This is a genomic window from Halomonas qinghailakensis, assembly GCF_025820815.1.
In the GTDB taxonomy this organism is placed as follows: domain Bacteria; phylum Pseudomonadota; class Gammaproteobacteria; order Pseudomonadales; family Halomonadaceae; genus Vreelandella; species Vreelandella qaidamensis.
On sequence record NZ_CP096973.1, the window covers coordinates 1,157,681 to 1,170,597 of the forward strand.

Consider the following 12,917-nt stretch of genomic DNA (forward strand, 5'->3'; position numbering starts at 1 on the left):
ACAAAGTGCCTGCTCGGAGCTAATGGAATGATCGCCTCCAAATCTCGATTATCAAAGACGACTATCAGCACACGCCTAGCCTTCGCCTTCTCTACCTTATTGATATTACTTGTTATTTTAACAGCAATAGGTATTTATCAGGTTAACCAAATTAACCGCGGGCTCACCTCTATTAATGATGTAAATGGCGCTAAGCAGCGTTTTGCAGTTGATATGCGAGGCAGCGTTCATGACCGCGCCATTGCGCTACGTGACATCGTTATGACGACGGATGCTAGCCGCTTAACAACACTTAATGAAGAGATGCGGCAACTGGCTGTTAATTACGATACAGCCATTGAAGGTATGCAACGAGTGATCAGTGATACAGATACAACGCCACAAGAGCAAAGTATCTTGTCTTCTATTAGCACCCAGGCCGATATAGTAGAAGCCCTTACTCAGCAAGTACTTGATGCCAGAACCTCTGATACTCTTACCCGTGCCCAAGCTATAACACTTGAGCAGGCTGGCCCTGCTTACGCTGAGTGGCTTAATCGGATTAATCAATTTATTAATTTACAAGAGCAAATTAATAACGCTTCAACGGCGGCGGCCCGGAGCACTGCCTCTGGTTTTCAAATGCAAATGCTTGGGTTAACACTATTTGCTGTCGTGATTGGGGGAGCCATTGCGCTGTTTTTATCACGCCAACTGCTGCGCGAACTCGGTGCAGAACCTTACGAAGTGAAGGCCTTTGCAGAAGCTATTGGTCGCGGTGAGCTGACCAATCAGCCAACTCTTAAAGCAGGCGACACTCGTAGCATCATGGCATCGCAGGTTGCCATGTCAAAACAGTTACAATCCATTGTGGCGCAAGTTCGCTCTTCAGCAGACGCTGTAGCTTCTAATAGCGAACAAATTGCCGAAGGGAATAACGATCTCTCTTCACGTACCGAGCAGCAAGCCAGTGCATTAGCAGAAACAGCATCAGCGATGGAGCAGCTCAATAGTACGGTCAAGCTCAACGCAGACAATTCACAACAAGCAAGCCAGGAAGCGGCCAGCGCTTCGAAAACAGCTACTGAAGGCGGCGAAGCTGTACGTCAGGTAGTGACGACCATGAACGAGCTCAATAAAAGCTCACAAGAAATTGCCGGCATTATATCCACCATCGATGCTATCGCTTTTCAAACCAACATTCTTGCGTTAAACGCGTCTGTAGAAGCTGCCCGTGCTGGCGAGCATGGCCGAGGGTTCGCAGTAGTGGCAGAAGAAGTACGGAATCTTGCTCAACGCAGCGCTGATGCCGCCCGTGAAATAAACGACCTGATTTCTAATAACTTAGAGCGTGTTAATAACGGTAACGCGCGGGCAGAGGAAGCCAGTCGATCAACTGAAAATATCGTAGCTGCTATTGGGCGAGTTACCAGAATTATGCAGGAAATTAGCCATGCCAGCGCCGAACAAAGCACCGGTGTTCAAGAGGTTGGCCAAGCGATCACTGAGATGGATCAAGTAACCCAGCAGAACGCTGCACTAGTAGAGGAGAGCGCTAATGCTGCGAATCATCTGCGCCAGAACGCTCATCAACTGCTAGACGCCATGAGCGTTTTCAAACTGCCCGCAGGTCAACAGCACACTTATATGCAAGCAGTGGTAAGCCGCGGTAGAACGCAAGACCCAACGGCGCATAACGCTCCTAATATACCCGTTTTGAAGCGCCAGACCGCCGAGTCTTCTTGGGACAGTTTTTAAGCAATTTGAGCAGAAACTGGCGCCTTAATCGCCTGGCTGCCAACCATTCACAATCGGGTAACGTCGGTCACGCCCAAACCCTCGGGGCGTGACCCGCACTCCAACAGGGGCTTGGCGGCGCTTATATTCACAGCGGTCAACCAGCTTCACCACTTTGTAAACATCTTCCTCATCAAACCCAGCGGCGATAATCGCTTCAGCACTCATATCACCTTCAATGTAGCTCACTAGAATGGCGTCTAGCACGTCGTAATCAGGCAAGGAGTCACTATCTTGCTGGTCGGGAGCCAGCTCTGCACTGGGTGGGCGCTCAATCACCCGTTCAGGAATAGCCAGAGACTGGGTGTTGCGCCAGCGAGCCAAACGGTACACCCAGGTTTTATAAACGTCTTTAATAGCATTATAACCACCCACCATATCGCCATAGAGCGTGGCGTAACCCACCGCCATTTCGCTTTTATTACCGGTGGTCAACACCATGAGACCTTTCTTGTTGGAAATCGCCATTAACAGAACACCGCGACAGCGCGACTGCAGATTCTCTTCGGTGGTGTCCCGCTCAGTGCCAGCAAAGCTTTCCGCTAACGTGCCCATAAACGCGTCGACCATCGGCTCGATGGGCATTACGTCATAATGAACGCCCAATATGTCAGCCTGTTCGGCAGCGTCCTGTTTCGAGATATCTGCCGTATAGTGGTAGGGCATCATCACCGCCTGAACCCGCTGCGGGCCGAGTGCATCAACGGCAATAGCCAGAGAAAGTGCCGAATCAATGCCTCCAGAAAGCCCCAGCACAACGCCTTTGAAACCGCTTTTGTTGACGTAATCCCGTAGTCCTGTGACTAGGGCGCAATACAGGCTCTCTTCCGGCGAAGTATCCGGCTCAATTTCACCCGCCTGAGGCTCCCAGGTATCAGCATTTTTTTGCAGTAACTGAACCGGCATTAAGCCTGCCTGCCAGTAAGGAGCCAGCACTTTGAGTTCGCCTTGGGCATCCACACAGCTAGAGCCGCCATCGAAAACCAGCTCATCCTGACCACCGATGGTGTTCACGTATACAATCGGGCGACTCACCTCCTGGGCGCGCAGCGCTAACAGGCGCAGACGCTCGTTGGGCTTATCCTGATGATAGGGAGAGGCGTTTAAGCTGATCAGCACTTCTGCACCGGCTTCACGGGCAGCATTGACAGGCGCGCCTTCCCAGAGATCTTCACAAATCAGCAGCCCTAGCTTGGCACCTTTGTGCTCATACACTAATGGCTGGGTACCCGGCGTAAAGTAGCGCTGCTCGTCAAACACCTGATAATTAGGCAGCGCCTGCTTGGCGTATTCTGCTTCCCATTGGCCGTTGTACAGTACACCTGCTAGGTTGTAGCGCTCCCCTTCACGTACGCCGGGGTAGCCAATAATCACCAGCACATCCCGGGAGATTTTTTCTGCCATTTTAGCCCGCGCTTCACGTAAGCGAGCTTCCATCGATGGACGAAGCAGCAAATCCTCCGGCGGGTAGCCTGACAAGAAAAGCTCTGGGAAGACAACAATATCCGCCCCATGTTCGATCCTCGCTTCGCGCACCGCTTCAATGGCGCGTGCAGCATTGCCGGGAATATCTCCCACTAGAGGGTCGAGTTGGGCCATTACCAGCGTTAAGTCTTGCATGGGCGTTAAAATCTCTTGAGAATCTTTGGAATACGTTGCCGTTTACCTAAATACATTGTCCCGCAAGGACTGCCAACAGGCAAAGGTTAGCCGGCACTCATGCTATTCTAGCGATTATTACATCCCACCATGGGAGTCATAGAGGATGAACCTTTTGATCATTCGGCTGATTATTTTTGCCGTGCTGTTCTATGTGGGCCTGAAGCTTTATGGCCTCTACCGAGAGCGCAGACTTACCCACCAAGAGAGCGAACCAAAACGCCATGAAGGCGGCCAGATGGTGCGCTGCCGTTGGTGCGACGTACATGTTCCAGAAGAGGAAGCCCTGCGCGAAAGCGAACAGTGGTTTTGTTCAAGCGCTCATCGCGATCGGTATTTGCAAGAGCAACAAGACAAGCAGAAACGTGATGAGCAACGCTAACCATAGACGATCTCCATCATTCACTATGCTAATACGTCATTAACCGGTCTGGTGTCGGCTGAAAGGGTGTTGGGTCGATAAGTGCCTCACGCCCTAATAGCTGATCAACCAAAACGTGGGTAGACGCTGGTGCAAGCACTAACCCATTGCGGTAGTGGCCTGCGTTCACGTAAATATTGAACCACTCCGGTAGCGCACCAATAAATGGAATACCGTCTGGCGAACCTGGACGCAATCCTGCCCAATGATAAGCGACTGGGTAATCTGACAGCGTAGGCACTATGCTTTCTGCGGTCTGTTTAAGTGACGCTAGCGCTTCACTGTCGGTCGCTTTATCAAAGCCCGCCTCTTCTAAGGTTGAACCTACCAGCAGCAAACCATCGCCACGTGGGATAATGTAACGGCCATCTTTTAACACTACGCGCTGCACCAACCCTAGCGGCGCTTGATAAGCAATCATTTGGCCTTTTACTGGGCGTACCGGTAGGCGAATCGTTAAGTTTTCTAACAGCTTGGCTGTCCAGGCTCCACCACACACAATTACTTTTTCTGCACGTTGCTCCCCTTGCGCCGTCTTAGCGCCCAGCACCTGTCGGTCACGTGTTATAAAACCACTTACCTCGCAGCCTTCATTAAGCACCACGTTAGGCATAGCCAAAAGCCGAGCGCGCAGCGCTTGCCCTAGGCGAGGATTACGCACACTGCCTAGCGTTGGCATCCACAGTGCGCCATCCTGCGCCGAAACCACCTTAGGCTCCTTTTGATGAACAAAGTCAGCGCTGACACGCTCCAGTGGCTTGCCAAGCTGACGCGCCCACCCAAGTGCTGTTTCCGCATCGTCAACATTGAGATAGAGCAGTCCCTTTTGTCGATATTCAGGATCAATGCCAGTTTCTTCTAGCAAGCGCAGCGACAACGTGGGGTATACGCCTTCAGACCAGCGCGACAGCTGTGAGATCGGCGGCGCGTACCGCCATGGATAAAGTGGTGAGACAATCCCTCCGCCAGCCCAGGAAGACTCTTGTCCACAAATACCGCGCTCTACGATCGTGACGTGCTGTCCAGCATCTGCTAATTGCAGTGCCGTCATCATTCCGATCACGCCACCACCAATAATTAAGAAATTGCTCACAACGTTTGTCCGCTTTGGCTTACATAAAAAAAGAACAATGCGAGGTAGGCTGTAAAAAAAACAAACTGGGAGCCACCATGCCACCTTCTCTTCATGGCGTACCTCTTACGCGCACCCAAGGTTTCACCCTTCTCGAACTGGTCATTACACTACTGCTTATTTCAGCATTAGCCGCTTGGGGAATTCCAAATTTTCAGGCACTTGGCCGCAATACAGCGGTAACAGCTGATATTAACAGATTGCAGACAGCCTTTTCTCTCGCACGCAACACAGCAATTACGCAGCGTATAACCACCACCATTTGCCCAGCAAACGCTGCTAAAAGCGCTTGCACACGCGATTGGAGCAATGCTCTATTGGTCGTTAAAGGAGATTCCATTAATCACATCCGCAGCAATGACATTGTGCGGGTATTTCCAGCACAGGCAACGACAGCCATATCGTATAGCCGCGGCACACGCCGAGTAAGCTACAGCACCCTTGGTCACACAAACGGTTTTAACGGCAGTTTTAATCTTTGCGCGGAAAACACCCGAGGGAGAAAGCTTGTGCTGAGCAGACTAGGTCGGCTGCGTATTGATGAAACGCCCATCGATTGTTGATCTAATAGCGTGATCTAGTTAGACAAAACTCGATGGGCGGTAGTGAATAGTGATAATTGTTAATGCCAACTACTAACAATGGCAGTCAATCAGGCAATGCCATCTAAATAGCGCTCAGCATCTAGCGCTGCCATGCAGCCACTGCCAGCAGAAGTAATTGCTTGGCGATAGATATGATCCATCACATCACCGCAGGCAAACACACCCGGCACGCTAGTAGCTGTTGCATTGCCCTCAAGGCCTGATTTCACCTTGATATAGCCACCGTTCATTTCCAGCTGGCCTTCAAAAATCCCCGTATTAGGGCTGTGGCCGATAGCGATGAACAACCCTGGCGCGTGAATCTCTTTACTGGAACCGTCTTTAGTCGACTTAACGCGTACGCCAGTGACCCCGGTGTTATCGCCTAACACCTCGTCCACTTCATAGAACCACTCAAGAACAATTTTGCCTGCTTCAACTTTTTCGAGCAGCTTATCCTGCAGGATTTTCTCGGCGCGTAAGGTATCGCGACGATGCACCAAGGTAACCTTTGAGGCGATATTTGAGAGATAAAGTGCCTCCTCAACAGCCGTATTACCGCCCCCCACCACGATCACTTCTTGATTGCGATAAAAGAAGCCATCGCAGGTGGCACAAGCAGACACCCCTTGCCCCATAAATTGCTGCTCGGTTGGCAAGCCCAGGTAGCGTGCGCTGGCACCGGTGGCAATAATCAGCGCATCACAGGTGTAAATTCCGCTATCCCCTTTCAAGGTGTACGGTTTTTCACCTAAGCTGACCTCATTGATATGGTCAAACAGTACTTCTGTATTAAAGCGCTCAGCGTGCTGCTTCATGCGCTCCATCAACTCCGGCCCCTGAACACCTTGAGCGTCGCCCGGCCAGTTATCGACATCGGTTGTGGTGGTCAGTTGGCCACCTGCCTGCAGGCCGGTAATGAGCAGCGGCTTTAAATTAGCACGGGCTGCATACACCGCTGCCGTATATCCTGCAGGGCCGGAACCAAGAATAATTAAACGTTCATGACGCGTTTCCATGACACCACCTTTGTCATAATTGAGCAGATATCGTTTGCAAGAGAGTCTGCCTGAAATGGCGTCAAGTACAAGCAATTACAAGGGTTAACCTTCGCTATTAGGTGAAGACGACTTGAAAGCCAAGGGTGAAACACCCATGTGCTATTAAGAAGATCAGCCATACTAAGGATACGCCACATTGAAAAAAAGCCGTGACCATCGCGCCAAGTGAGTCGCCATGAACACGCTGTCAACAGCAATTCGCTCAAGGCCAAGCAATTAGAGGAGAAAACAATGGGCAAGATACCCGATACGCTCACTACCCTAGACGTGGGCAACCACACGTATCATTACTACAGCCTACCAAAAGCCGCCGATGCGCTCGGTAATATCGATCGGCTACCCAAAACGCTCAAAATTCTACTCGAAAACCAGCTGCGCTTTGGTGACGACGAAAGTGTTGACCAAGAAGATATTCAGGCGTTAGTGGACTGGCAAAAAGAGGGCAAATCAAGCCGTGAGATCGGCTACCGCCCTGCTCGCGTACTCATGCAAGATTTCACCGGCGTGCCTGGGGTGGTTGATCTTGCCTCTATGCGCGCTGCGGTTGAAAAGTTGGGCGAAGATCCCGCGCGTATTAATCCGCTTTCTCCGGTTGATCTTGTGATCGACCACTCGGTGATGGTCGATAAATTCGGCAACGCCGCGGCATTTCAAGAAAACGTCGATATCGAAATGCAGCGTAACGGCGAGCGCTACGAGTTTCTACGCTGGGGCCAGCAAGCGTTCGACAACTTTAGCGTTGTACCTCCCGGCACCGGCATTTGTCACCAGGTTAACCTAGAGTACCTGGGCCGAACTGTATGGACGAAAGAGGAAGATGGGCAGACGTTTGCCTATCCCGACACCTTAGTTGGCACCGACTCCCACACCACCATGATCAACGGCCTGGGCGTACTTGGCTGGGGCGTGGGCGGTATCGAAGCGGAAGCGGCGATGCTTGGTCAGCCGGTCTCGATGCTGATTCCTGAGGTCATTGGCTTCAAGCTAAACGGCAAGTTGCGTGAAGGCATTACCGCCACCGACCTTGTGCTCACGGTCACTGAAATGCTGCGCAAAAAAGGCGTGGTGGGTAAGTTTGTTGAATTCTATGGGGATGGCCTTAACGACTTACCCTTAGCTGACCGTGCCACTATCGCCAATATGGCACCGGAATATGGCGCGACCTGCGGCTTTTTCCCGGTAGACGACGAAACAATCAACTACATGCGCCTGACCGGCCGTGAAGATGAACAACTAGCTTTAGTAGAAGCATATAGTAAAGCCCAGGGCCTATGGCGCGAGCCAGGCGATGAACCGATCTTTACAGACTCTCTCAGTCTCGATATGAGTGAGGTTGAAGCAAGCCTTGCCGGCCCAAAACGTCCTCAAGACCGTGTGGCGCTCAAAGACATGGCCGCTGCATTCGACAAGTTTATGAAAGAGGACACCGCCGCCGACTCAACCGCAAAAGGGAAACTCTCTTCAGAAGGCGGACAAACGGCAGTCGGGGTTGAGCGCAGTTTTAAACATGACACCAGCCAAGACGTTAAGCTCAACGACCAAGACTTCAGCCTCGACCCAGGCGCGGTGGTAATCGCGGCCATTACCTCGTGTACCAATACGTCTAATCCCAGCGTCATGATGGCAGCCGGCCTGCTGGCCCGTAATGCTCGCCAAAAGGGGCTCACCACGAAGCCCTGGGTAAAAACCTCCCTTGCCCCCGGTTCGAAGGTAGTAACCGAGTATTTGGCAGCTGCTAACTTAAGCGATGACTTGAACGCGCTAGGCTTTAACCTAGTGGGTTATGGCTGCACGACCTGTATCGGCAACTCCGGTCCACTTCCCGACGAAATCGAAGAAGCAATCAATAGCGGCGACCTTGCCGTAGCATCGGTACTTTCAGGCAACCGCAACTTTGAAGGCCGTGTACACCCGCTGGTAAAAACAAACTGGCTCGCCTCACCGCCCCTGGTGGTCGCCTATGCGTTAGCCGGTAATGTGCAGTGCGACTTAACCACCGAGCCACTCGGCCAGGATAGCGAAGGCAACCCGGTTTACCTCAAAGATATCTGGCCTTCTCAGGCAGATATCGCCAATGCCGTTGAGCAAGTCAACACCGAGATGTTCCGTAAAGAGTATGGCGCGGTATTTGAGGGCGACGATACCTGGAAAGCAATCAACGTCCCTGAAAGTAAGGTATACCAGTGGCCTGAATCAACTTACATCCAGCATCCGCCATTTTTTGAAGGCATGGAGCGCGAGCCAGACGCTATCGAAGATGTTAAAAACGCACGCGTGTTAGCCATGCTGGGCGATTCGGTGACCACCGACCATATCTCCCCAGCGGGCTCTATCAAGCCTGACAGCCCTGCTGGGCGCTATCTTCAGGAGCACGGCGTCAAGCCTGTTGATTTCAACTCCTATGGCTCTCGTCGGGGCAATCATGAAGTGATGATGCGCGGCACCTTTGCTAACGTGCGCATTAAAAACGAAATGCTGGACGGGGTTGTCGGTGGTGAAACCCGCCATGTACCCAGCGGCGAGCAAATGGCGATTTACGATGCCGCCATGAAATATAAAGAGGAAGGAACTCCTCTAGTGGTGATTGCTGGTAAAGAGTATGGCACAGGCTCTTCACGGGATTGGGCAGCCAAAGGCACCCGCTTATTGGGTGTACGCGCGGTGATTGCCGAGTCCTATGAACGTATTCACCGTTCAAACCTAATTGGCATGGGCGTGGTACCGCTGCAGTTCCCTGAAGGTGAAAGCCGTGAAACGCTTGGATTGACAGGTGATGAAGAAATCTCAATTGCTGGCTTGAGCGATTTAAGCCCAGGTGGCACTGTGAAAATTGTCATCAAAAATGAAGATGGGGAGCGCACCGTTGATGCCAAGTGCCGAATTGATACCGTCAATGAGCTGGCTTACTACCGCCACGGTGGTATCCTTCACTACGTGCTGCGCAAGATGATCGGCGCAGCGTAGAAAGTAACACCTACCAATGCTTGCATCGCCCCCACTTCGGTGGGGGCTTTTTTTGCATGCTACTTTAGATTTTATTTAATTAGAAAGCTCTACGACGATAGGTGCGGTATTCTGGCGACCAACATGCTTTCTCGATACGCTCACGCAGTTCAGTGCCACTAGTTTTAAGCGCCACACCATTTTGCTGGGCCTGAGCAGCCACTTCAAAGGCAATTGATTTGCTGATATCACGAATTCGCGACAGCGGCGGTAACAGTGCACCTTTGCCCTCTTTGACCAAAGGCGCTTCGCGGGCTAAAGCCCGAGAAGCACTCATCAGCATTTCATCAGTGACACGATTAGCACCCGCCGCAATCACACCCAAGCCAATACCAGGGAAGATATAGGCGTTATTGCACTGAGCAATCGGGTAAGTGCGTCCGTTATATACCACAGGGGCGAAAGGACTGCCCGTGGCGACCAGCGCTTGGCCATCGGTCCAACGAATCACATCTTCAGGAACCGCTTCTGCCTGAGAGGTAGGGTTGGAAAGAGGCATAATCACTGGATGCTCGCACCCAGCGTGCATCGTACGCACCACTTGTTCGGTAAAAATACCGCGCTTACCGCATACACCAATGAGAATTGTCGGTTTGATCTGGGCAATCGTGTCTTCAAGCCCCTGGCTATTCCAGCTAGCGACCAGCTCAGGCGAGTGTGCCAAGCGGCGTTGAAAGTCTCGTTGCCAGGGCTGATCAGTAGTCATCAACCCATCTCGATCGACAACGAATATCCGCGCTCGAGCTTCGCTTTCAGTCAGCCCCTCTGCCTGCATAGACACAACTACCTGCTCAGCAATGCCACAACCCGCCGAACCGCCACCTACAAACACCACACGCTGCTGAGCGATGGTTTCTTGACGAGCCTGACATGCCGCCATCAAGGTGCCGACCACCACCGAGGCAGTACCTTGCACATCGTCATTAAAGCAGCACAAGTCATCTCGGTAGCGTTCTAATAGCGGCACTGCGTTCGCTTGGGCAAAGTCTTCAAACTGAAGCAATACGTTCGGCCAACGACGTTTTACAGCAGTAATAAATTCCGCCATAAACGCATCATACTCTTCTTGACTAACCCGTTCATGACGCCAACCCATGTACATAGGGTCGTCCAGCAATGCCTGATTGTTAGTACCCACATCAATCATAATCGGCAGCGTATAGGCGGGGCTAATACCTCCACAAGCGGTGTAAAGCGCTAATTTACCAATAGGAATACCCATTCCACCGATGCCTTGGTCACCCAAGCCTAGAATCCGCTCCCCATCAGTGACAACAATGACTTTCACGTTATCTTTGGTGGCACTGCGCAGGATATCGTCCATGTGCTCGCGATCTGGATAGCTGATAAACAGCCCCCGGTGATTGCGATAAATATTAGAGAACTCCTGACACGCCTGCCCGACCGTAGGGGTGTAAATAATCGGTAGCATCTCTTCCAGATGCTGGGAAACTAAACGGAAGTAAAGCGTTTCATTATCGTCTTGAATAGCACGCAGATGGATATGCTTTTCAAGATCACTATGACACTGCTGATACTGGCGATATGCCCTCGACAGCTGTTCATCAATAGACTCAACTTTTTGTGGCAATAAACCGATCAAGTTAAAGGCTAGTCGCTCCTCTTGAGTAAACGCGCTGCCTTTGTTCAATAGCGGCATTTCAAGCAAAGAAGGACCGGCATAAGGAATGTATAAGGGGCGTTTACTCATCGTGGACATAGGCACTCTCTTTTTATGTCGATTGCTATTGCAATGCAGCAACGCAGGGCGTTGGCGGCGTTTGTGCGTAATGTAACATGCTAGTACGACAAAGGTGGGAGGGACATAACTAAAGACAACAAAAAAGCGCCTTGGTGACTACCAAGGCGCCTACAAAAAGCATCGTATCTGATCAACCTCTAACAGGTTTTGGCAACCGGTCTCCGCCCTTCAACACCATCAAAAAAGAACGGGCGCAGTTTTACGCCCACCATGTTGCCGGCAAACGCCGCCACCATCCAAACCCAGCCATGCAAGCTGCCAGAGGCAATACCACTGAAGTAAGCGCCAATGTTGCAACCAAACGCCAAGCGCGCACCGTAGCCCAGCATCAGACCACCAATCACCGCCGCCAGAACAGATTTAAGCGGAATACGGAAATTAGGCGCAAAACGACCCGCTAAACTCGCAGCGGCCAGTGCTCCTAACATAATGCCAACGTTCATCACCGTCGTAATATCGCTCCACACGCTGGCCTCTAACGCTGCTGCATTACCGGGTGCTTGCCAGTAGCCCCATTGGCTAACATCACCACCAACGAGTTCAAACCCTTTCGCACCCCACAACGCGAACGCAGAGGTAATGCCCCAGGGGCGACCAGCCAAAGCTAATGTCGCGAAATTGAGTAGCGCTAGCGCCACTGCACCAGCGATCAACGGCCATGGGCCAGTTAACCAGCGCTGACTACCAGGCTTATCGACTAATGGCGCTTGCTCTAGGTGACCATGACGACGCTTTTCCATGACCACGGTAAACGCCGCAATCGCTGCAAATAGCACCAAGCTAATCGCGATTCCACCGCCAGCACCTGCCACCTTTACCAACGAAACAGGCTGAAACGCTGGCAAGCTCTGCCACCATGTAAAATGCGCCGAACCAATCACCGACCCAACGATAAAGAACAGTAGCGTGATCAACATCCGTGCATTACCGCCCCCCGCAGTAAACAGCGTGCCCGATGCACAACCGCCACCCAGCTGCATGCCAACACCGAATATAAAGGCCCCAAAAATCACCGAGATACCAATCGGTGATACAAAGCCTCGCACCTCAGTACCAAACAGCGTGCCCGCCCCTAATGCAGGAAAAAACAGCACGACAGCGATCGCTAACATCACCATTTGGGCGCGCAAACCACGGCCTCGCCGCTCAGTAATAAACACCCGCCAAGCAGCCGTAAAGCCAAATGCCGCGTGATACAGCACCAGCCCCAACAACCCTCCAACAATCATCAACAGGCCGACATTGGCACCAAATACCACACCGATGATCACCGCGCCCAGCACGATGGCTGCTGTTGAAAACAATGGCACGCGGTAGTTTGCCGGTGCTACTGCAGAAATCGTGGACATAGCTCACCTTCTAGCAACGCCAAAAGCGCCTGTTAGAAACAGGCGCTTGCTTGGCCAATATGAATAATGGTGTTAAGCCTAACGCTGGCGGTAGACCGCTGGAAATTCTTTATTCAGCAGTGCATATGCTTTTTAAGAATATTGTTCTGCATTCGGATATTTTTCTCGCC

9 protein-coding genes are annotated in these 12,917 nt (G+C 51.8%); 4 read left to right on the plus strand and 5 right to left on the minus strand.

All coding sequences use genetic code 11. The features are described 5' to 3' along the window. Window positions 1–27: 27 nt before the first annotated feature. Window positions 28–1,737 (plus strand): methyl-accepting chemotaxis protein, encoded by a 1,710-nt coding sequence (locus M0220_RS05395; protein WP_035536918.1) that lies wholly within the window; start codon window positions 28–30, stop codon window positions 1,735–1,737. A 24-nt stretch (window positions 1,738–1,761) separates the two neighbouring features. Here M0220_RS05395 and M0220_RS05400 read toward each other — a convergent pair whose 3' ends face one another. Further along, window positions 1,762–3,396, minus strand: coding sequence for an NAD+ synthase (locus tag M0220_RS05400; protein ID WP_030074346.1), 1,635 nt, complete (start codon window positions 3,394–3,396; stop codon window positions 1,762–1,764). Window positions 3,397–3,541: 145 nt separating this feature from the next. Here M0220_RS05400 and M0220_RS05405 point away from each other — a divergent pair, with 145 nt between their 5' ends. Next, window positions 3,542–3,817 (plus strand): PP0621 family protein, encoded by a 276-nt coding sequence (locus tag M0220_RS05405; protein WP_264018892.1) that lies wholly within the window; start codon window positions 3,542–3,544, stop codon window positions 3,815–3,817. 28 nt (window positions 3,818–3,845) lie between these two features. Here the strand turns inward: M0220_RS05405 and thiO are convergent, their stop codons facing one another. After that, window positions 3,846–4,949, minus strand: a complete 1,104-nt coding sequence (gene thiO, locus M0220_RS05410; RefSeq protein WP_030074348.1) for a glycine oxidase ThiO — start codon at window positions 4,947–4,949, stop codon at window positions 3,846–3,848. Between the two features lie 14 nt (window positions 4,950–4,963). Here thiO and M0220_RS05415 point away from each other — a divergent pair, with 14 nt between their 5' ends. Continuing rightward, entirely contained in the window at window positions 4,964–5,551 is a 588-nt protein-coding gene (locus M0220_RS05415; RefSeq protein ID WP_318784691.1) for a GspH/FimT family pseudopilin, read from the plus strand. 89 nt (window positions 5,552–5,640) lie between these two features. Here M0220_RS05415 and trxB read toward each other — a convergent pair whose 3' ends face one another. After that, window positions 5,641–6,591 carry a thioredoxin-disulfide reductase gene (gene trxB / locus M0220_RS05420; RefSeq protein ID WP_030074350.1) on the minus strand — a complete coding sequence of 317 codons (951 nt, stop codon included), beginning with the start codon at window positions 6,589–6,591 and terminating at the stop codon, window positions 5,641–5,643. 273 nt (window positions 6,592–6,864) lie between these two features. Here trxB and acnA point away from each other — a divergent pair, with 273 nt between their 5' ends. Further along, entirely contained in the window at window positions 6,865–9,597 is a 2,733-nt protein-coding gene (acnA, locus tag M0220_RS05425; protein WP_264018893.1) for an aconitate hydratase AcnA, read from the plus strand. A gap of 79 nt (window positions 9,598–9,676) precedes the next feature. Here the strand turns inward: acnA and M0220_RS05430 are convergent, their stop codons facing one another. Further along, window positions 9,677–11,356, minus strand: a complete 1,680-nt coding sequence (locus tag M0220_RS05430) for an NAD-dependent malic enzyme (protein WP_264018894.1) — start codon at window positions 11,354–11,356, stop codon at window positions 9,677–9,679. 179 nt (window positions 11,357–11,535) lie between these two features. Next, a complete protein-coding gene (locus M0220_RS05435) occupies window positions 11,536–12,747 on the minus strand; it encodes a YeeE/YedE family protein (protein WP_264018895.1) in 1,212 nt (403 codons plus the stop codon). Window positions 12,748–12,917: the final 170 nt, after the last annotated feature.

Excerpts from the sequence above, each read along its gene's own strand:
- M0220_RS05435 (WP_264018895.1), bottom strand. The coding sequence starts at position 12,747 with ATGTCCACGATTTCTGCAGTAGCACCGGCAAACTACCGCGTGCCATTG.
- M0220_RS05430 (WP_264018894.1), bottom strand. The coding sequence starts at position 11,356 with ATGTCCACGATGAGTAAACGCCCCTTATACATTCCTTATGCCGGTCCT.
- acnA (WP_264018893.1), top strand. The coding sequence starts at position 6,865 with ATGGGCAAGATACCCGATACGCTCACTACCCTAGACGTGGGCAACCAC.
- M0220_RS05395 (WP_035536918.1), top strand. The coding sequence starts at position 28 with ATGATCGCCTCCAAATCTCGATTATCAAAGACGACTATCAGCACACGC.
- M0220_RS05405 (WP_264018892.1), top strand. The coding sequence starts at position 3,542 with ATGAACCTTTTGATCATTCGGCTGATTATTTTTGCCGTGCTGTTCTAT.
- trxB (WP_030074350.1), bottom strand. The coding sequence starts at position 6,591 with ATGGAAACGCGTCATGAACGTTTAATTATTCTTGGTTCCGGCCCTGCA.
- M0220_RS05400 (WP_030074346.1), bottom strand. The coding sequence starts at position 3,396 with ATGCAAGACTTAACGCTGGTAATGGCCCAACTCGACCCTCTAGTGGGA.